Here is a 20,222-nt window from a genome sequence, read left to right on the forward strand (position 1 = left end):
GGTTCCGTCAATGCTTCTGGGCGTCGATTTCCGCCTGACGCAGCTTCTTTCGGTTGATTTTCCCCGACGACGTCATCTCAAAACCTTCGACATAGGCGATGTCACGCGGGGACTTGTAGGGTGCCAGGCGTATGCGCACGTGGTCGCGCAATTCTTCGGTGAGTTCATCGGAGGGTTCATAGCCGCGCGCCAACTGCACGAAGGCCTTGACGATGCTTCCGCGGTCCTTGTCAGGCTTGCCGACCACCGCGGCTTCGGCAACTGCCGAATGTGCAATCAGACATTCTTCGATTTCGGCGGGCCCGATGCGGAAACCAGATGACTTGATCAAATCGTCGCTGCGGCCTTTGTACCAGAAATACCCATCGGCATCGCGAACAGCCAGATCATAGGTCCGCATCCATTCGCCCAGACGCAGTTCGGCTTCCTTCTCGGCGTTTTTCAGATAACCGAGATAGCGGGTGGGCGCGTCGGCCCGAGTGACGATCTCGCCCTCCACGCCGCACTCGACTTCCACACCATCTTCGTCGACCAACCGGACATCGTGCCCCGGATAAGCTAGCCCCATCGAGCCCGGTCGGCGGGAGTAAAGCGCCTGACAATTGCCGATCAGATGGTTGACCTCGGTCATCCCATAAAACTCATTGCATACGGCACCAAGTTCGCGTTCCACCCATGTGAGCGTTTCCGCCGCCAACGCCTCGCCGCCAGTGCATATGACCCGCAGCGACAAGTCATATTTGCTCCGCGGGCTGTCGGTATCGGCCAGCCGCTTGATCGCAGTGGGCGGGAGGAAAGTATGGGTGACCTTGTGGCGCGCCATGAATTCATAGGCCCACTCGGCCTTGAACCGCGCCTCGGCGGTCGCGACAGGACGGCCTGCCATCCATGCTGGAAATAGCATGTCAAGCAGCCCACCGACCCACGCCCAGTCGGAGGGTGAGAAGTACACGGCATCCCCGTCCTCAAGCGTCAAATTGAAGAACATATTGATCGAGGGCCGGTAGGAGGCCAGTACCCGGTGCCCATGCAGGATCCCCTTGGGCATGCCGGTGGACCCGGAGGTGTACATCAGCAGTGCCGGATCATTGGCGCCTGTCAGCTCCGGCACGAAGTCGGCGGGAGCGGGACCGGCAAGTATTTCGGTCAGATTTGCTTCCGGACCTGCAGCTTCGGCCACCAGCACATGTTCGATATGGGTGAACGCTTCAGCGGCGTTGTTGCGCAGCGGAGCCCAGGCCTTTTCAATGCTCAGCAGGCATTTTGCTTCGCTGTGGTTGAGCGCGTGGCTAAGCGCGTCGGGCCCATAAAGCTGCGACAAGGTGACGGCTGTACCGCCAATTTTGCAGATAGCCATATGCGCAATTGCCGTTTCCGGGCGGTTGCCGGTATGCAGCGCAACAAGGCTGCCCCGTCCTAGACCGAGACCACGCAGGTGCGCCGCCAGGGCTGTTGCCGCGTGGTCAACCTCGCCAAAGGTCCAGGTGGTTACTCCCTCAGGCTGTTCGAAGATCATAGCGACGTGTTCGCCGTTTCCCGCAGCGATCTGCGCGCCAACTGTCATGGAATAGATATTGGCGTCATCGGGCACGCTGATCGAAAGGTCCACTCCGTCCCGCACAAGACCAATCTTGGCGAGTTGATCGGCATTGAGATCGTTCAGCATCTAGTCTTCCTTTCCGGCATCAGACGCATCCGCGCCGAGCCATAGGCCAATGAGGTCATCGCGAGGGGCAATCAGCCACCCATGCGAAGCGTGAGAGGGAACGGCGTGGAGCCGCACGACTGATTGGGTATCCGCGCCGTCAAACCGCACGAGCGCAAACTCGTGTTCCGGCCCCACCGTGCGGTGGACGACTTGCGCGTGCCCCGACAGGCGTTTCCATGTGACCGAACTGTTCGTGCAATTGGGACAAACGAGGCGGGCGGGAAACGCCGTATAGCCGCACTGAACGCAGACGCTGGCAAGCGCTTCACCTTTGCCCACCGCGGCGACGTATGGCGCCAAGGCGCCGAATTTTAGGGCGTAGTCCAATGTTATCTGGCGTTTCATGGCGCCTCCAGAATGCTCACTGCGCACACAGTGGCGATGCCGCCATGAGTGTCGACGAGACCCCGGCGGGGTGCCCGGGAGGGCTTGCGCCCCCAATACCGACCTTCGAGCTGGCGGGCGATTGTAAGCACCTGCGCTACCCCGGTTGCACCGACCGGAGCGCCCTGCCCTAGCAGCCCGCCGGAAAGATTGATGGGCAGATCGCCCTGCGCATCAAAGCGCCCCGCACGCTCATCAGCGAGCACGTTCGTGCTCAGGCCAAGCCCTTCGATTGCCTGGAGTTGTGCGCCCGAATAGCTGTCATAGACTTCGGCAATGTCGATATCAGAGTGCACCCAACCGGCACCGGCAAGGGCCCGCTCAGCGGCGATGCGTTTGCTGCCGAAATGGCCCGGGTCGGCCCTTTCCCCCAAGCGGACGCGATCATTGGCCGCCCCGATGCCCACCAGCCTGGCGCGATCGCGCGCAGTGTCCGGCAGACCCGAACCACGCCCCACAACGATACATGCTGCCCCGTCGCTCAGTGGCGAGCAGTCGAGCCGGTGGTAGGGCGCGGCAATGATCGGGGAAGAGAGAACATCTTCCACGCTGATTGCGAGAGGCAAATGGGCAAAGTCATTGAGGCGTGCATTGTCACGATTGCGCACCGCAACGGCAGCAAAGTCCCTCTCATCGGCCCCGGTCCGTGCCTGAAACGCCATGGCAGACAGCGCATAGAGCGCTGTCGAATCGATTCCGGTCATCCCATCAGTCCAGGCGTCAAACGAGAGCCCGTAGAGCGTTGATACCGTGGCACCCGGCAAATGGCTCGCCAGCGCCTCGACCCCAACTACGGCGACACGGCTGGCCTGGCCTGACAGCACCTGCATCACGGCTGCCTGCACCGCCAAATGCCCCGACGCGCCGCCCCCCTCGACGCGCATCACCGGCTTTCCGAGCAAAGCCAGATCGTCGGCCAGAACACTGACCGGGTTTAGTTGCAGGGTGAAGAAGTCGCTCTCGCTGGCGACGATAAGGGCGTCAATGTCCTGCCGCTCAAGATCTGTGTCGGCCAGAGCGGCAAAAAAGGCGTCTTTCGCCCAGTCGCGCCATGACGAGCCATCCTTGCGGCGGTTGAACGGCGTCATTGCACCGCCAGCAACTACGACGGGGTCCATCTTGCTCTCCCTTGCAATTCAAACTTTCCAAACACGGCAACACCAAGGGCGGCCAGATTGACTGCCAACAACGATGCGATCAGCCCTTGAAAGCCTAGATTCTGCATCACGACGCCTCCCAGAGCGGGTGCCGCTGCCATCATCAACAGGCCAATGGTAGCAACCGAGCCAAGAGTTTGGCCGAGGCTGGACATCGGCAGCACGGAGGCCGCAACAAGCGGGCGCAAGACGGTGTGGATGCCGTAGAGCCCGCCCTGAATCAAAAGCGCGAGCAGGACGCCCGCCCAGTGCGACGGCGAGACCAGAAGGATCATGGGGGGCAAAAGGAATAAGGCGAACATGACGCTCGCTGCGCCCTTGGGCTTGCCCCGAAGCGCCATCCGGCGCCACAACGCCCGCCCGGCAATCTGGGCGGGCCCGAGAATGGCGGGCAGGTACAAGGCCCAGCTGTTCGCACCGTTGATCTTCAGCAGCGCCAGGGGAAGCAGGAACAGCAAAGCGGCATGGGAAAACATCGCCAGCCCGAATGGCACCGAGATCAGCACCAGATTCATCCTCGTGCGGAGCGGCGACCTAACCGGCGATGAGACATCCACAGGGTTGGAGGCCGTGTCACTTCCGCCATCGGGAATACTGGCGACGCCCAGAGATGCGATAACTGCAAAGACCAGCACCACACCTTGCCAGGGCCATATGGTGGCGACCAGCATGACCAATGGAAAGGTGAGCAATGTGGCAAGCCCGGCAATCAGCGTCACCGTTGTGATGGCCCGCCTGGCGTCAAGACCGGTCGTGCGCAACAGAATTGCAAAGCACGGATCGTAAAGCGTGGCAGCCATGGGTACGCCAAGCGCCACGATCACCAGCGGTAGTGCGGCATAGGGCACGAACGTCATCAGAACCAGCAGCCCGACCCCAATCACACCGCCAATGCGCATCATAGCAATGCCATGGCCCCGGTCGACCAATCGCCCAGCAACGGGAATAAGTGCCGCCCAGACGAGGGCTGCGATCGTTATGGCGCCCGTGAGATCGTTGAGGAGCAACCCATCGTCGCTCATGTGCGGCAGCAGCGCGGGAAGCAGGTAGTAGAATGCGGACCACAGCAACAGTTGCGCGCTGCCATGCCGCGTCACCGCATCAATGCTTTTCACTCGCGACACGCGACCAGCCTCCGCCTATTAGTATCTATCTATTGATTAGGACAAATTGAATGTCAAGTTTGCGACCTTGGGGGGCGAAGGCACCTCCGATGAGGATGCATAAGGTCGCAATCCGTGATCGGCCGGCTCGCGCAACGCACCATTGGGGAGACAGTATAGAGACACCCAGCAGTGGTAGCTGATGCCTCGATCAAGCTAGTCGGCAACATGCGCTGACCGACCGCTTTCGGGACTTTGCGAAGGCTCGCTAAATGTCTGAAATGGGGCGCCCAGCCGACCGGCGGCAACGCCCAAAGATCGGTGCCACAATGAGGCAGCGCTTGACGGGGTGAGAGAAAGCCGCTGACGCTCCGGCGCTAACGGAATGAGACCCATGCTTGAAGTGAGCACAACTAGAGCGCATATTGACGGATAGGTGCTCAAACTGAGATCGGAACGTGTTTCATGCAGGCGCAAGGGCTCGACTTGGGAGCCACCCGTTATGGGGAAGAGGGATCGCGATTTCTATCGCCGCAGCGGCTGTCGGAGCAGCTAGGCGTGACCCAGGCCGAGCTTGCAAGGCTCGCAGGTGTTGCCCGCAATACCCTCACCGCAAAGTCAGCCACGCGAAAGGTGGATGCGGCGCTCAGTCCGATTGTGCGCATTCTGACGCTGGCCGCGGAAATGGCGGGCGACGAGAGCCGGGCCGTCATCTGGTTCAAGCACCAGCCCATTCCCGGCTGGGCCGGCAAGACCGCATACGATCTTGTCGAGGAGCGCAAGGCGGACCAGGTCCTGGCCTATCTCGAGGCTGTTCGAGCGGGCGTTTATGCCTGACGCAGAGGCAGCCGGACCGCTGATCCTCTGGCGTGCCTACGTCCCCAAATGGTCCTATGTGCCTCTGTCAGGAGACGGGGCGGCCCGTTTCGGCGGGCGCTGGAATCCTCCCGGAGTGCCGGCAATCTACGCGGCGCGGGAACTTTCGACCGCGTGGGCCGAATATAATCAGGGGTTCGTTCAGCACCCGGCGTTGATTGCCCAGCTCGAGCTCGCCGGCGCAAGGCTTGCCGATCTTACAGTGCCAGCAGTCATGGAAGAACATGGCTTTGACCAGGCCATCCATCGATCGGAATGGCGGTCGGAACTCGATAAGGGCGAAGTTCCAGCACCTCATTTGGTCTATCGCCAACTGTTTGGCGCAGGTTTTGACGGCGTAATCTATCCATCGTTCATGTCGCCTGGCGGGAGTTGCGTCGCTCTATGGCGATGGAACAGTCCAGGCGCTCCCGTTCTGCGCGTTATCGATCCGGATGGTCGACTTCCGACATCGCCGGCGTCATGGCGAAAACCCTAACGGCGTCGGGGTCCCGGGAATAGCGCTCCTGCCTGCCTTGGAAACCTGCCGGCCCGCTCCCGACCCCGTTTCGGCCGTTGCATAACGTGTGCTAACATCACCAAAAGCTGTCGTTCCTTTTGGTGTCTTCGCATCAAGTCGCGTTTTTAATGGGAACACGCTCTGCGAGGCGCGCTCCCCCTCCCGCTCTTTCAACCAATAGACGCGCTTTGCCGACCAATTACTTGGCTGCAACAACCTCGACCTTTTGTATGTCTCGTGGCGCAAAGTAAAGCTTTTGAGTTATAGCGGCCAGATCATCGGCGCTCACAGCGACTACACGCTCGCCGAGTTCCTCTGCCGCGTGCTCATATATATGGTACGGCTCTAAATCTCGATCCGTCAGCATGATAACGCGGCGGCGATACTTGGTGTTCAGGGTCTTCGCGAGAGCGATTTCATCCTCTGTGAAAGGAGAGAGTTTCGCGAGCACGACATATGTGTTGAACCGAGACTTAGGTAGGCTATCGGCCACGTCGTGAAGGTGCTTGATGTCATTCTCGTCAATTGTGCCGCCCACATCCTTGACCTCGCCAATAATGAAGTCGGTAGTCGCATCACGAGGATGTCGCGCAAGATAGACAAAGTCCGTCTCGCAGCGTTTGCCTTCGTCTCCGTCTTTCGGGATAAGGTCATAAGAAGCGCCGGAGGCGCTTTCATTGCTGAGGCCGTGAAGTGCGACGGACAACTGCTGAAGTACAAGCGCAACGGGGACCGCCCCTTGAATATTTCGTTCAAGCCCCAAAACACCACTGCGTCGGTATGCGAAACGTTCATCGACCAATTGCCTTGTCGCGTCGAACGCAGTGCCACAGAGTTGGCACTTGGTGTCTTGCTTGAGGTCATCCAGCGGAACCCAACTCGTGAGCGCGCATGTTGGACACCGAAGGTCGGACCCCATGCGGAAGAGGCCCTTTGCTACCAAATGAGCGAACACTGCCTTCGGCGTTAACTCTTCGTTCCAGTCTCGTGGTTCGATGAACAGTCCCTTGTGATCCGCAAACGACGCTCTAGGATTCTCGGGGTCCTTTTCGCCGATCAACTGCAATGCCGCTTTGGCCGTAAATGAGTCATTCGGCCCATACTGCTTTAGCAACCGGCGTACGCCGGGTATTTTGAAGGCCCGTGCGCCGTCCGGACCACCCATCCGAGCTATTAGCTGTCTTGCTATCAGGCCGCCGCCGCTCAAGCTGGCCTTGTATCCGCCGAGGTCAAATATCCGCTCGATCAGGGACGCCACTGGAACAGCTTGGAACGATAGATCGCGATCAGCAGCGTCGATAACGAAGGCGATCCTTTGGGGCTCCACCCGAACAAGGTCATAGCGGAGAGCCATTGTTCGTCCGTAGAACTCGTTCAGCTCTGGCACATATGGCGGGATGAACATCGAATCTTGATCGAAGCCGCCGAAGAGTTTGATCGAGGCAATCAGGTGCTGCGAATAGAACCACGTATCGCCTGAGAAGGGCTTATTCGAGAGCGCAAAACTAATCCTCGGCGCGTTGCCAGCCCCGATAACCCCCAATGCAGATTCTTGCCCGAGGATCGCCGTGCAGGGTTTCACGTTCATGCCGTTCCATAGAAAATCGTCGATGCGACACAGCACAAATTTGCCTTCGCCCATTGCGGCTTGGGCTTCCTCGCCTATCTCGCGGCGAGACCAGATAGCTGGTTCCCGGGAGTGCTCATCCCCCGTAGATAAATCCGCGCGAAGAGCGCTTTCGTAGGCCGCGTCGATCAGTTCGTAGCGATGTTTGTGATCGGGATCGTGGAACGACAGAGACACGCCTGCCGCTCTCAGATTCCAGAAGTGGGTCAGGTCGTCGATGTTTCCTGCGCTTCCCACGTAGAAGCCGGGACTGCGCCAACCACCGAACTCGGATTGGGTTTCCATGCCGAAGCGTGCGAGCTTGGACACGGTGTGGCAACGCAGAAACTCGTCTGGAATTGGACGATCTTTGCTCAAATCGACTTGGATCGCCGCTGTCGCTTGCGACAACGTCTCATAGTAATCTATTCCGCAATCATCGATGTCGGGATAAGCTCCGAACTGCACTAGCAAGGCATCGGCTAGCGGATCGTCGGCTTCCCACCATGCCACTCTGATTCCCAGCTCCATGGCCTCTTTCCACTCAGGTCGGTGACGCCAGTGGACAAGCATATTATTTATGTCCAACACGGCCGAACGCGGAGGGCCGTATTCACCTCGTCCGAAGTAGAGATCGGTCATGAGGGGGTTCTTGAGGTGGGGATACTTCTCGACAAACTCCGCGAGCAACTTGTGGTCGCCAATCGGCAACAACAAGTCCGGTGCATAGAGTTCGACTAGCGCGCTTGCCACCGGACGGTCGACTAAGATGATCGGATTGAAACGACCGCCCCAGAAGGTGCAGCGCGACAAACAGGGTGAGATTCAGCGACAATCAGGATGAGACGGAGCGGTTGGTGTGTGTCGCAGGGAGGGCGTAGCCCGACCGGAGGCGCATACCAACCGCTTTGCCCGATTTCGGGGTCTGTGATCGCGGTCGTCCCGCTACAGTGGTGGTTTTCAGGAGGGGACCACCTTTGTGCCGGGGCGCCATGTAACCGATCATCAGATGAGGCTTTTCATGAAGCTCAGACAAACCCACGCTACCGAGACGGCGTCAGCCAAGACCGGGATAAGCCGCGCGACAGGCTACCGGCTGCTACAGGACCCGATATTGCCGTCCCAGAGGCGAGAACCTCGAGGGCGACGACGCCCTGATCCTCTTGTGCACATTTTCGAGGCTGAAGTTGTGCCGTTGCTGCAGGCAGCGCCGGGGCTGCGACCTGTCGCCATTTACGAGGAACTGCTGCGCCGCCACCCCGACCTGCAGTCCGGCATTCGCCGTACACTGGAGCGTCGTATTCGCGCCTGGCGGGCCATCCATGGCGCCGAGCGAGATGTTATTTTCCGGCAGGTTCACGAACCGGGACGGCTGGGGCTTTCGGACTTTACTGATCTGGGCGGGCTTGGCGTCACCATTGCCGGGCAGCGGTTGAACCACCTGCTGTACCACTTCCGTCTGCCTTGGTCTGGCTTCGAACATGCTCACGTCATTCTGGGCGGGGAGAGCTTTGTTGCTCTGGCCGAGGGGCTGCAGAATGCTTTGTGGTCAGCCGGTGGTGCTCCTCATTATCACCGCAGCGACAGCCTCTCGGCCGCCTTCCGCAATCTTGACGCCGAGGCCAGAACAGATCTCACGACGCGATACGAGGCTCTTTGCTCTCACTATGGGATGACCCCGACGCGGAATAACAAGGGCGTGGCCCATGAGAACGGCTCGATCGAGAGTGCTCATGGCCATCTCAAGGGCGCGATCCGGGATGGCCTGCTGATGCGTGGCAGCCCTGACTTCGAGGATCTGAGCTCCTACCGCGCCTTTGTCGACGAGATCATCAGCCGGCGCAATGCGAACCGGGGTAAAGGCATAGAGGCGGAGCGAGCGCATCTGCAGGTTCTGCCTGAGCGCCGCACCACGGACTTCGAGGAGGTGATCGTCACCGTCTCCAGCACGGGCGGGTTCACCTTGCGCAAGGTGTTCTACACCGTGCCTTCCCGCCTCATCGGACACCGATTGAGGGTGCGTCTGTTCGATGACAGGCTGGAAGTGTTCATGGGCGGAACGCATTTGCTGACCCTGCCCAGAGGGCGCGCTCAGGCCAACGGCAAGCATGACCAGGTGGTGAACTACCATCACGTCATCCACTCCTTGCGCAAGAAGCCCATGGCGCTGCTGCACCTGGTTTATCGCGACAAGCTCTTCCCCCGACCGGAATATCGTCGCGCATTCGAGGCCCTGTGTGCGGCGATGCCGGAACGGCCCGCCTGCAAGATCACAGTCGAACTTCTGGCACTCGCACATGATCGCAACTGTGAAGGAGAACTGGCCAGCGAGTTGGGTCAGGTGCTCCGTTCCGGTAGCCTGCCTGATCTGGCGGCGTTGCGGAGAAGGTTCTCTCCAGATCCCGCCGCCTTGCCCCAGGTCTTTGTGCAGCCCGTCTGTCTGGACAGCTACCAGGTTCTGGTCGGAACCCAGGACATGGCGGGAGAACGCGCATGAAAGCCAATACCCATCCCGTCGATGAAGCCCGCCTGGGCATCATGCTCAACGAGCTAAGATTGCCCACCATCAAGACCCTCTGGCCCAGGTTCGCCGAGCAATCCGATCGCGAAGGCTGGCCCGCCGCACGCTTCCTGGCGGCCATTGCTGAACATGAACTTGCCGAGCGAGCGCACCGTCGGATCGAACGGCATCTGGCCGAAGCCCACCTGCCACCTGGCAAGACGCTCGACAGCTTCGACTTTGAAGCCGTGCCCATGATCTCGAAGGCGCAGACCCTCGCCATGGCGGCCGGTGACAGCTGGCTTGCCAAGGGCGCCAATGTGTTGATGTTCGGCCCGCCGGGCGGCGGCAAAAGCCATCTTGCCGCAGCGATCGGCCTGGCATTGATCGAAAATGGCTGGCGCGTGCACTTCACCAGAACCACCGATCTCGTCCAGAAGCTACAGATCGCCCGGCGCGAACTCCAGCTCGAGGCGGCTATTGCCAAGCTCGACAAGTTCGATCTGCTGGTCCTCGATGACCTCGCCTATGTCACCAAGGACCAGGCCGAGACCAGTGTCCTGTTCGAGCTCATCTCAGCGCGATACGAGCGACGCTCGATCATGATTACCGTCAACCAGCCCTTTGGAGAATGGAACAGGGTCTTCCCAGATCCAGCCATGACGCTGGCCGCTGTCGACAGGCTGGTCCATCACGCGACCATCTTCGAGATGAACGTCGAAAGCTACCGGCGACGATCCGCCCTCGAGGCCAAACGGCAACGAGGAAGACCCGCATCCTTTGCGACAATCAAGAACACACCTGTGACTGACGCTCCGCGTCAATCACAGGAAGACGCCGATCTTGCCCACGACAATCAACCTGATAACATCACAAGCGCCGCGACGTAGAATCTCATCCTGATTGTCGCCAGCGTCTCATCCAGATTGCCGCGCTATACCAGAAGGCATTACAGTATTTTACAGCTTTTCGAAAAGATTCACGGTCAGAAGAATGAATGAGCCAACCAATACGGATGGGCCGATAATCTATGTCGACGCGTGAGGTTTCCATACGCAACTCTACCATTCACTAGCATCGGAAGACCATTCTAGAGTCCCGCTCAATTCAGTTTTTGCCTCGAGCACAAAGGGGCGTTGCGCCTTTAACGTGTCAAACGGTATCTCAATGGGGCCCCTCCGCAATTGCCGCTAAAGGCTCCGATCTCGCAAAGGATCAGACGTCCGGCATGCAGACCATGCCTTTATCTGTTGAGAGCAATGGCGGTTTCCCTGGTTGTTTTGCCAAGTGCCGCCAGTCCGCTCCCCACCCCAGTGTTGCCGTTGCCAGAACCAGAGCGGACCGACCGTTTTCGGGAAATTGAAATGGCAGCCTGAACGGCGGGAATGGGGGCGCATCAGCGATGGTCCGGTCCCGCGCCTGTTGCGGACGTCTAGATTTGACCCGCCAGTGATAAGAAGTTGCCAGTCTGCAGTTATCTTGGACCGCTCTTCATTTTGACGGGCATTTTGCCGTTTGAACGCAAAATCCTTTCGAGAACGCCAGCCGTATCAGGCGGGGTGATCCCAGGGATCAATGATGTTGACCCCGGTTCGCTCGAAATCGGCAACGTTACGCGTGACCATCGTCATACCATGGACCAACGCAGTCGCGGCAATCAGGCCATCCCGTTCGGCGCAGGGGTTAGGCAGATGGACTTGAGCACAACGGAGGGCTACCGGCGTATCGACCGACAACGTCCGATCGGCAAACTCAGGAACGACATGACGATCCATCCATATGCGCAATCTGGCGCCTTGGTCCGGGTCCCGTCGCTCCACCAGAAGGATGCCAAGTTCCAGCTCCATCAGTGTTATCACTGATATGTAGAGCTTCGTGGCTTCAACGCTGTCGAGCCACGAGACGACGTTGATGTCCGCCTTGCCATCGCCGGCTTTGCGCAGCTCAGAAATCACGTTGGTATCGAGCAAGAACATCAGGAGAAATCTGCTGGACGAGGCAAGTCGCGCGACCGAGGGGGGGTAAGCTCAATCTCCGATAGTCCAGGCATTGAAAGCGCTGCAACGATGCTCCGGCGCTGACCTGTGATCCGCTGATATTCCTCGATGCTCAGTAGAACCTGGGCCGGCTTGCCACGGTTGGTAATGAAGACGGGGCCGCTGCGCGTGGCCTTCTGCGCCTGGTTGGCATTCTGTTGGAATTCTCGACTGGACACTGTGGTGATCGTCATGGGTCGCTCCACTCGACACGATGTTGTTACATTAGAACATTTATGGTCGAATGACAATCAGTGCAGCCACGTTGGCCTCTGCTCTCCTGGCTGAGCAAGTATGGTCGTTAGTTTGATGGACGGTGCGAGCGGTATCGGGCTTCTGACAGCTCATTGGAATAGCCGCTTTGGGGACCCAGACGACGCGGCTCTCACGTCTGAATTGGGGCGCGTTTCAGCTGGTCAACTTTTGACCCCATGCCTGCAATCGGTGCAGTTCCTTAAATTCTTGTAAGCCGCCATTCTGGAACGACAGCGGCTGAGTGCCCCACTCCAGCAGTTTGGGTCATCCGGACTGAATAGCCCCGCGTTCTGTAGACACCTTCGGGGTTAGATTTGGTGCCGCCGTTCGAACTCGACGGGTGAGAGCATGCCGTTGCGGGTGTGCTTTCGGGTTGGGTTGTAGAACATCTCGATGTAATCGAACACATCCTGGCGGGCTTCGCCCCGTGTCCGATAGGTCCGACGCCTGACCCTCTTGCGCTTGAGCAGGTTGAAGAAGCTCTCGGCCACAGCATTGTCACGGCAGTTGCCGCGCCGGCTCATCGAATGAACCAGATTGTGGTGTCGCAGGAAGCTGGCCCAGTCCATGCTGGTGAACTGGGAGCCCTGATCGGAATGGACTAGCACCGTGTTCTGTGGCTTTCGGCGCCAGACCGCCATGTAGAGGGCCTGAAGAACGACCTCGCTGGTTTGCCGGCTTTGTAGTGACCAGCCGATGACGCGGCGCGAGAACAGATCGATGACCACGGCCAAATAGGCAAAGCCCTCCATGGTCTTGATATAGGTGATGTCGGTCACCCAGGCGGTTTCCGGTGCATCGACGTCGAACTGCCGGGCCAGGGTGTTGTCGACCACGACCGATGGCTTGCCACCATAGGAGCCAGGCCGGCGCCGATAGCCGATCTGGGCCTTGATCCCGGCCAGCCTGGCCAAGCGCGCAATACGGTTGGCGCAACTGGTCTCGCCCCGGTCCAGCAGGTCATCATGCAGCTTGCGATAGCCATAGACCTTGCCGCTCTGTCTCCAGGCCTCCTCGATGAGCTGGGTCTGGCGAATGTCTTCCTGGGCCCGTTTGCTCAAGGGGCTCTTGAGCCAGGCATAGAAGCCGCTGGGATGGATCGAAAGGCACCGGCACATGGTGCGCACCGAGAATTGCTGGCGATGCTCGGCAACGAACGCGTACCTCACTTTGCATCCTTGGCGAAGTACGCGGCCGCTTTTTTTAGGATGTCGCGCTCCTCGCTGACCCGGGCCAGTTCTCGCTTCAGCTGCCGGATCTCATCGGCCTGATCCCCACCCTTGGAAACATCCGATGCATACTTCTTCCGCCACTCGTAGAGCGAATGGGCACTCACCCCCAGACGCTGCGACACCTCCGAAACCGGATATCCTCGCTCGGTGATCTGACGCACCGCGTCACGCTTGAACTCGTCGCTGAAATTGCCTTTGCCCATGTAGGCCTCCTTGCCTCAAAATTAGGGAAGAAGGCGTCTACAAATCTAGGGGCTATTCAGTAGCGCGAAGGAGCGAAGGATTCTAACAGCCACGTCACGAGACGTTAACCACGCTACCGATGGCTTTGCCCCGGATCCTTGTTTTGGGCAAACGGATCCGCATCTTGGCTGTGTCAGGCCGATTCCGGCTTGATTGGCCGGCAAGTCGCCTTCTTCCAAAAGGCGGCTGACGGAAGTGCTTCCAACACTCCCGTCAGCCTGAGCCACATAACCCCTGACTCACCAGAGGCATACATGACCTGTCCTTCTTCTAGCGGCGCCGCGGCGTCGAACAAGTCCCAATTTTCTTGTCCCACGACCAGCCCGATCGCCATTGCGTCCGGACTGGTGCAGCACGACCTGGTCAGCCCGACCGATCAGGTCCTGATCCTGGCGACCATCGACGAGACCGGCTCGGCCAGCGTCGGCGACATCATGGTGGCCCTGGATGGTCATGCCGATCCGGCCGGGGCGATCCAGGCGCTGATCTCTGCGGGGATCGTCGAAGCTGATATCCGCTCGGGGGTACTCGACCAGCACACAATGCTCACCCGCATGGCGCCCAACGATCCGGACGATGACCCGACGCCCTCCGCGCCAGGCGGTGTACTGCCCATCACCGGCGGCCTGCCCGACGATTCTGTTTCCCCATGTGTCACCACCATGCATCCGAGCGTGGTCGTCAGCCCGGGCAGTGGACGCCGTGCATTGGGCCGCGCCGAGGTCCTGCAGCGTCCCGGCGTCTACATTTTGCTGTCCGGTGCGCAGGCCTATGTCGGCATGGGGTCCGAGGTGGGCCGCCGCGTCGCTACCGGCACCCAGCCGATCGCGGATATCGATGCGATCATCACCATTACCGATGCCCATGACGGATTGAGCGAGGCCGATGCCCTGGTGCTCGAACGGATCATCCATGGACGCTTGTCTGTGGCGCGGGAAGTGACCCTGGTCAATGGCACCCCGGATGGGGCGCCGGTTGCCCCCGAACGGTTCGAGGAACTCAACCTTCTTGCAGCCATGGCCTGTCATGTCCTGGCGCGCAAGGGGCACCTGTTCGTTAATCTCAGCCCGCGCATGGTGCTGGCCGGCCCGCGTGCGGAAGAGGGGCGGCTGGCGCCCTGGCGCGCCTTCAACGAGGCGCCGGAAGGCGAGGTCATGGAGCTGGCCTTCGGCAAGGGCCACATCGCCCTCGCCTGCCGCCGGGCCGATGATGAATGGGTGCTTCTACGCGGCTCCGATGTCCGCCTCGATAGCGTGGCCAGCGCCACGGCCTCGGTGAGCTATTTGCGGGCTGCCTGGCACAATGCCGGCATTCTGGAGCTGGCCCATGACGGGACCTCCTATGTGCTGACCCGCGACATGGTCTTTTCCTCGGCCTCTGCCGCCATGCATTTTACCGTGGGCAGCAAGGGCCGGGGGCGCGGCGGCTGGCAGCCCGTCGATACCGACCTCACCGCACCGGCGCGCTAGCGCGGTCTTTTTCCCGCGCTCGTCCCCTTCCTTCCATCTCGCACGTAGCGCGGCCCTGGCCGCCGCCTGGAGACGCCTCATGTCCATTTCTTCGCTGCGTACCCCATCATCTGATACCGAGACCGACGACGAACCCCATCTTGAGGACGACACGCCTACGCCGCTGGCTGAGCGGACCAGCGACGCTTTGGCCCAATGCATGGTCGAGGCCGCGCTTACGCCTGCGCTCAAGCGCCTGCTCAAGACCCGGCCCCGCCTCGTCGTGATCAGGACCGAAAACGAGATTTCCGCCGCAATGCTTGAGCGTCATCTGTCCGGCCAGGACCGAGCGACGATGGTCGCGGCCTATGCCGAACGGCAGAAATCCGGCGGCCGATATGAGCTGCAGGGGCGCGCCGAACTCGACCTGCTCGAAGCGGGCCGCAGCGTCATCCTCATCTCGCATGATCCTGAGCGCGTGCTTGTTCCCGAGGCTCTCGCGGGCGCCGATGCCGTCATCGCGGTGCCGGGCCCGGATCTTGCCATCATTCGCAGGACCATCCGCATGGTCACCGGCCGCACCGTCCGCGGTCTGCTGCGGACCGATGTCGAGGGTCTTTCGGTCCACGACCTGACCGTTGCCATCCGGCCGGGCCTCTCGTCGCGGGACTGCGTTGCCAATCTGCGCCGCATCGCAGGCTATCGCAACCAGCCGGCCGAGCACAGTCGCGGCGTTCCCCTTGAGCGGCTGGCGCTCACCCGGCCGGTTGGCGACTGGGCGCATGAGACGCTGGGCATCATGCGCAAGGTCGCCGAGGGGAGCCTGAACCCCACGGCACTGCGCTTTGCCTGCCTTGCCGGACCGCCCGGCACCGGCAAGACGACCATTGCCGAGGCCCTTGCTGTTTCGGCGGGCTGGAGGTTCACGGCAACTTCGGTCGGCGCCTGGTTTGCCAGCTCTGATGGTCATCTGGGTGATGTCATCCGCTCTGCGCGCACCTTCCTGGACGAAGTCGCCAGTGCCGACGGACCGATCGTCGGGCTGCTCGACGAAGTCGACGCCATTCCCGACCGGGCGACGCTCGATGCAGACCGGGCATCGTGGTGGGTTCCGGTCGTGACTTTCCTGCTGACCGAACTCGACCGGCTGCGCAAGCTCGGCAGGCCGATCCTGCTGATCGGGGCCACCAACCACTACGGCAAGCTGGATAAGGCGCTCATCCGCCCAGGACGGCTGGAGCGCAAAGTGCCTGTCCTGCTCCCGGACCTCGATGAGCGGTGCCGCATGTTTGCAGCCTGTCTCGGCGACAGGATCAATGCTGGCGGCATTGCGACGCTGGCACGGCTGGCCGTGGAGGCCACGCCCGCGCAGATCGAAAGCTGGTGCCAATCGGCCATCGCCGCGGCCGAAGCCGAGGATCGGCCGCTCGGCCTGGCCGATCTCATGGTTCTGATTGCCCCGCCCGACGGACGGTCGCCGGAGACCGACCGGAGCATTGCCATCCACGAAGCAGGTCATGCCGTGGTGGCCCATGCGCTGAACCTGCCGATCCTGGAAGTGTCCATCCTCGGCTCTGGTGCCATGGGAGGCTGGGTAAAGCCCAGGCCCGGGGATGGGTTGCTCACCCGGGGCGACGTCGAAGATTTTGTCACCATGGTGCTGGCCGGGCGCGCCGCCGACATCAGCCTGGGCAATGGCGCCAATAGTGGCGCCGAGTCGGATATCGAGATCGCCAACATGGTATTGCGCAGCGCCATGCTCGAGCTTGGTCTTTATGGCCCCCTGACGACGGTCCAGAACACCGACCCGCGCCACTGGAACGGGGCCTCGTTGTGGGCAGCAGTGACGACCGAACTCGACCGCCTCCACGGCCGGGCCGTCACAATCGTCAGCCGGCATAGGGACGACATCCTCCGCCTCGCCGAAATCCTGCAGGTCGAGCGCGTCATCACCGGCGACAGGCTGGCCGGCATTCTCGATGCCGCCCACACGGCCGAAAAGCCTGACGAGATCGACGATGCGATCGAAGACCACATTCCGGTGGCGGGGAGGATCTGATGCAGAAGGCCGACCAGATCCGCATCGCTGCCCATGCCTGGGACTATGCGATCACCCTGTGCATGCGCACCCTGCCGCAGGGGCCCGAGCGCGAGGCGCTTGTCGCCTGTGACCAGCGCCCGACAATCTCCAATATCCGCGCCGCCCTCGCCATTGGCCGGAACCGCCCCTGGCTGGCGCTGATCGAATCCGCGCTGATCGAAATCGCGCTCGCCGCCATTGAAGACGTGCTCCACGAGGCCGACCGTGACCATCGCCGCTGAAACCCGGACCTTGATCGAAGCCGCGCTCGATGGCGATCCGGCACTGCCGACGCTGGCTATTGCCGGCTCTTCGCCCGATACCCTGGCCGTGCACATCACCCCCGGTGTACCGGCCAGCGAGATCGGTGGCACCACCTATTACCGCACGCCGTCATTCCGCCGCGAAACGCTCACCGAACTGGCCCTACGCATGCAGCGCCTGCGCTGGCACCGGTCTGCACCCCTCACCCCGCTGGCCATGCCGCCAACTGAGGCAGACCTTCAGGCGCTGCACCAGAAGCACAAGCGAGCCACGGCTGGGTTCGAATGCCTGCCAGGGTGGACTGACCTCCTCGATGCCGTCTTCATCTGGCTGGACGAGATCGCGCCAGACCACTCCTGGCGGTCGGATCAGGTCAAGGAGAAATACGCGACATTGCGGTTTTACTGGTCTGGCGACCTGCCTGAAACCGGTGATGCGATCATCGCCGCTGCAGAACATCTTTCCGGGCATGTCTGCGAAGCTTGCGGCGCCCCCGGATCGCTGCAGAGCTGGAATCGCTGGTGGAGCACGCGCTGTCCGGACCACAAGCGCCGGAGGTGGTCATGAGTCTCTTGTCCAAGGAAACCATCGCGGCCGGGTTGCGTGAGGCGGAGCGCATCAAGGCCGGGATTGTACCCGGCGCGGCGGAACTGGCCGACGCACCGCTCCTGACTGGCTGGGCCGTCCAGCCCCTGCCCGGCGGATTGTTCCGCCTGGTCGGCTTCGTTAGCAGCCATCCCCTGCTGCAGGACGGCTGCATTACCACCTCCGCGGTTCTTGCAGCCGATGAACAGGCCGGGTGGGCGCGAACCATCAGCCGCTATTATCGGCTCGGCCCCAGGCTCGGATACCAGCCCCAAAGCGATCAAGCGAGCATGCTCGATTGATAGCAAGCCCGCATGCCGGTGCGTCGAGCATTTGTTCCTTGCCAGGCTTCCTCCGACATTGCCGAGGAAAGGATGACCATGACCAAAAGCACTAGTTCCATTGTCCTTGCGCTCTGGGGTAAGGGCGGTTCGGGCAAAACATCGACTGCACTTGCCCTGGCGAGCCTGGCGACCGCCGAGGGCCGCCGCGCCATAGTCCTCGACGCTGACCCGCAGCGTTCGGCCAGCGAATGGCATGCGGTGAGCGCGAATCCTCCCTTTGCCGTGCACAGCACCGAAGTTGGCGCAGTTGCCGCGCTGCTGGATCGGGCCAAAACACGCTACGACGTGGTGCTTATCGATAATCCACCGGCCCGCTACAGCGGCTCCACCGCCATTGCCCAGAGGGCCGGTATGTCGCTGATCTGCGCCCGTCCGTTTCTCTTCGATATCTCTTTGGCTCTGGAGTGGGTGCACGTCCTGAAGAACGCCCATACAACGCCATTGGTCGCGCTCACCGCCGCGCCACCTCTGCGCCTTGATATGGAGTCCCCTGCTGTCCGTATCGCGCGCGAGCGCCTCAAATCCGCGGGCGCGACTCTTTGGCGTCACCAGATCACCCACCGCCTCGCCTACCCGGAGTTGATCCATCGCGGCATGACCATTGCCGACCTGTCCGCCGATGCCCCGGCCCGTACTGACTACGAACGCCTGTGGTCGGCCATTTGCAAGTGGAAGAGGTAACTGCCGATGAACACGCCGCCGAAATCGTCCCTCCGCGCAACCGCAATCGCGCCTGACCTGGTAGAAGAGACCGAAGCACGCGCTCAGATCTGCTACCGGCTGTCCCGCGAAAGGCGCGACATGCTGCACCGCCTCGCTCTCGACCGCCGGACGAACTTGCAGGGCCTTCTCGATGAGGCCGTGGGCGACCTCCTCGCCAAGCTGCAGGCGGACTCGTAGTCCGATCGCGCGCTAGCTTGCCGTCTTGCTAGCTTGCGATCGTTGCAGCTTGCTAGCAGTACAGAGGGGAGGTGAGCGAAGGTGACCTCACGCTGTCCGCAACGCGCCCCAACTCGGTCATTCGCTGCACCTTGTCGATAGGCCGAAAGCCGACATTCCGCTTGAACCGATACTTGGCGCATTCTGCGTCACAAGACTGCAAGCAGCCCGAGCCGTGCGAAGGGATGCTGAACCGAACTTGCCGCGCGTCGGGTCGCTCGAGGGATGGTTGTGCACCAGGATGACGGCCGTCGCTGAAAGCTCCAGCGAGCACTTGATGACCTCGCGGGCATAGACACGGGTGTGGTCTACGTGGTGCATTCATCCCGTCATGCGGCGATGGCCGCCCAACACATCTCGATAACTAAAAGCCGCTCGGCATCTGACAGCGGTTCAGCACTGAGCCGTCGGCGTTTGAGTGTGTTTCGAATGGCGCCGCGGATGAAGCTGGCCATCATGGTGGGCGAACCGGGCCGGAAGTCTCCGCTCTCCTGCCCGGCAGCGATCAGATCGATCGCATAGTCGACAAAGGCGCCAAAGATCGTCTTGGCGTCGGCCCAAGTGATGAGCGGATTGTTTTCGAGGTAGTCGAACAACCGTGCGCGCTGCGGATCGGACCAGATGAAGTCCACATAGTCGGCTATATAGACCTGCATGCGCTCGGCCGGTGTCTTGGCCGGATCAGGCTGCACCGACAGGCTTTCGGTCATCTGCTCGGCCATGCGCCCATAGACGCCGAGCACCAGCGCTTCCTTGGAATCGAAATAATTGTAGAGCGACCCAGTGGCTACGCCCGCTTCCTCGGCAATCGCCGCCATGGAGCAGTGCAATCCGTTTTTCACGATCAGTCTTGATGCGGCGGCGATAATGCGTTCGCGCTTGTCGGGGGTAACGTCCATAAACTGAATGAACCTTCATTCACCTGTCATGTTGGAACGCTAGCTAGGCATCCGTTCCGGCGCA

At 61.0% G+C, this 20,222-nt stretch carries 20 protein-coding genes and 1 pseudogene; 11 read left to right on the forward strand and 10 right to left on the reverse strand.

What is annotated here, in order from left to right; all coding sequences use genetic code 11:
* Positions 1-7: 7 nt before the first annotated feature.
* Genes K1X15_RS19090 through K1X15_RS19105 form a run of 4 tightly spaced genes read right to left on the reverse strand, consistent with a single transcriptional unit; the run spans position 8 to position 4,373 of the window.
* Positions 8-1,666: an AMP-binding protein gene (locus K1X15_RS19090; RefSeq protein ID WP_220305121.1), complete on the reverse strand. Its 1,659-nt coding sequence runs from the start codon at positions 1,664-1,666 to the stop codon at positions 8-10.
* A complete protein-coding gene (locus K1X15_RS19095; protein WP_220305122.1) occupies positions 1,667-2,053 on the reverse strand; it encodes a PhlB family protein in 387 nt (128 codons plus the stop codon).
* Positions 2,050-3,210: a thiolase family protein gene (locus tag K1X15_RS19100; RefSeq protein WP_220305123.1), complete on the reverse strand. Its 1,161-nt coding sequence runs from the start codon at positions 3,208-3,210 to the stop codon at positions 2,050-2,052. The genes K1X15_RS19095 and K1X15_RS19100 overlap by 4 nt, the downstream gene beginning before the upstream one ends.
* Entirely contained in the window at positions 3,195-4,373 is a 1,179-nt protein-coding gene (locus K1X15_RS19105) for an MFS transporter (protein ID WP_220305124.1), read from the reverse strand. Before K1X15_RS19105 ends, K1X15_RS19100 begins: the two co-directional genes overlap by 16 nt.
* Positions 4,374-4,817: 444 nt before the next feature.
* Here K1X15_RS19105 and K1X15_RS19110 point away from each other — a divergent pair, with 444 nt between their 5' ends.
* The gene (locus tag K1X15_RS19110; protein WP_220305125.1) at positions 4,818-5,189 is read left to right on the forward strand and encodes a DUF2384 domain-containing protein; all 372 of its coding nucleotides are present in this window, start codon (positions 4,818-4,820) and stop codon (positions 5,187-5,189) included.
* Positions 5,182-5,706 carry an RES family NAD+ phosphorylase gene (locus K1X15_RS19115; protein WP_220305126.1) on the forward strand — a complete coding sequence of 175 codons (525 nt, stop codon included), beginning with the start codon at positions 5,182-5,184 and terminating at the stop codon, positions 5,704-5,706. Before K1X15_RS19110 ends, K1X15_RS19115 begins: the two co-directional genes overlap by 8 nt.
* A 220-nt stretch (positions 5,707-5,926) precedes the next feature.
* On the opposite strand, the gene K1X15_RS19120 is transcribed toward K1X15_RS19115, so the two are convergent.
* Complete coding sequence (locus K1X15_RS19120; RefSeq protein ID WP_220305127.1) at positions 5,927-7,975, reverse strand: hypothetical protein; 2,049 nt, start codon at positions 7,973-7,975, stop codon at positions 5,927-5,929.
* A 337-nt stretch (positions 7,976-8,312) separates the two neighbouring features.
* On the opposite strand from K1X15_RS19120, the gene istA reads away from it, so the two are divergent.
* Entirely contained in the window at positions 8,313-9,830 is a 1,518-nt protein-coding gene (gene istA, locus K1X15_RS19125) for an IS21 family transposase (RefSeq protein ID WP_420828350.1), read from the forward strand.
* Complete coding sequence (istB, locus tag K1X15_RS19130; RefSeq protein ID WP_220305129.1) at positions 9,827-10,723, forward strand: IS21-like element helper ATPase IstB; 897 nt, start codon at positions 9,827-9,829, stop codon at positions 10,721-10,723. Before istA ends, istB begins: the two co-directional genes overlap by 4 nt.
* A gap of 660 nt (positions 10,724-11,383) precedes the next feature.
* Here the strand turns inward: istB and K1X15_RS19135 are convergent.
* The 3 genes from K1X15_RS19135 to K1X15_RS19145 all read right to left on the reverse strand — a co-directional run bounded on the left by K1X15_RS19135 (position 11,384) and on the right by K1X15_RS19145 (position 13,559).
* The gene (locus K1X15_RS19135) at positions 11,384-11,812 is read right to left on the reverse strand and encodes a type II toxin-antitoxin system VapC family toxin (protein WP_220307624.1); all 429 of its coding nucleotides are present in this window, start codon (positions 11,810-11,812) and stop codon (positions 11,384-11,386) included.
* Positions 11,809-12,063, reverse strand: coding sequence for a type II toxin-antitoxin system Phd/YefM family antitoxin (locus K1X15_RS19140; protein ID WP_220305130.1), 255 nt, complete (start codon positions 12,061-12,063; stop codon positions 11,809-11,811). Before K1X15_RS19140 ends, K1X15_RS19135 begins: the two co-directional genes overlap by 4 nt.
* 369 nt (positions 12,064-12,432) lie before the next feature.
* Positions 12,433-13,559, reverse strand: a protein-coding gene (locus tag K1X15_RS19145) for an IS3 family transposase (protein WP_420828351.1) whose coding sequence is annotated in 2 segments (ribosomal slippage) — positions 12,433-13,319 and positions 13,319-13,559 — 1,128 coding nt in all. Because the reading frame shifts where the segments join, the coding sequence is not laid out codon by codon here.
* A gap of 294 nt (positions 13,560-13,853) precedes the next feature.
* Here K1X15_RS19145 and K1X15_RS19150 point away from each other — a divergent pair.
* The 7 genes from K1X15_RS19150 to K1X15_RS19180 all read left to right on the forward strand — a co-directional run bounded on the left by K1X15_RS19150 (position 13,854) and on the right by K1X15_RS19180 (position 19,220).
* A complete protein-coding gene (locus K1X15_RS19150; protein WP_220305132.1) occupies positions 13,854-15,068 on the forward strand; it encodes a hypothetical protein in 1,215 nt (404 codons plus the stop codon).
* A 79-nt stretch (positions 15,069-15,147) separates the two neighbouring features.
* On the forward strand, positions 15,148-17,106 hold the full coding sequence (locus K1X15_RS19155; protein ID WP_220305133.1) for an AAA family ATPase: 1,959 nt from the start codon (positions 15,148-15,150) through the stop codon (positions 17,104-17,106).
* A complete protein-coding gene (locus tag K1X15_RS19160; RefSeq protein ID WP_220305134.1) occupies positions 17,106-17,369 on the forward strand; it encodes a hypothetical protein in 264 nt (87 codons plus the stop codon). The genes K1X15_RS19155 and K1X15_RS19160 overlap by 1 nt, the downstream gene beginning before the upstream one ends.
* A complete protein-coding gene (locus K1X15_RS19165; protein WP_220305135.1) occupies positions 17,353-17,958 on the forward strand; it encodes a hypothetical protein in 606 nt (201 codons plus the stop codon). The genes K1X15_RS19160 and K1X15_RS19165 overlap by 17 nt, the downstream gene beginning before the upstream one ends.
* The gene (locus tag K1X15_RS19170; RefSeq protein WP_220305136.1) at positions 17,955-18,278 is read left to right on the forward strand and encodes a DUF6634 family protein; all 324 of its coding nucleotides are present in this window, start codon (positions 17,955-17,957) and stop codon (positions 18,276-18,278) included. Before K1X15_RS19165 ends, K1X15_RS19170 begins: the two co-directional genes overlap by 4 nt.
* A 78-nt stretch (positions 18,279-18,356) precedes the next feature.
* The gene (locus tag K1X15_RS19175; RefSeq protein WP_220305137.1) at positions 18,357-19,001 is read left to right on the forward strand and encodes an AAA family ATPase; all 645 of its coding nucleotides are present in this window, start codon (positions 18,357-18,359) and stop codon (positions 18,999-19,001) included.
* Positions 19,002-19,007: 6 nt separating this feature from the next.
* A complete protein-coding gene (locus K1X15_RS19180; RefSeq protein WP_220305138.1) occupies positions 19,008-19,220 on the forward strand; it encodes a hypothetical protein in 213 nt (70 codons plus the stop codon).
* A gap of 242 nt (positions 19,221-19,462) precedes the next feature.
* On the opposite strand, the pseudogene K1X15_RS21670 reads toward K1X15_RS19180, so the two are convergent.
* A pseudogene (locus tag K1X15_RS21670) lies at positions 19,463-19,571 on the reverse strand (JAB domain-containing protein); the annotation flags it as partial.
* Positions 19,572-19,588: 17 nt separating this feature from the next.
* Positions 19,589-20,158 (reverse strand): TetR/AcrR family transcriptional regulator, encoded by a 570-nt coding sequence (locus K1X15_RS19190; protein WP_220305139.1) that lies wholly within the window; start codon positions 20,156-20,158, stop codon positions 19,589-19,591.
* Between the last annotated feature and the right edge of the window lie 64 nt (positions 20,159-20,222).

This window comes from Devosia salina, assembly GCF_019504385.1.
Lineage (GTDB): Bacteria > Pseudomonadota > Alphaproteobacteria > Rhizobiales > Devosiaceae > Devosia > Devosia salina.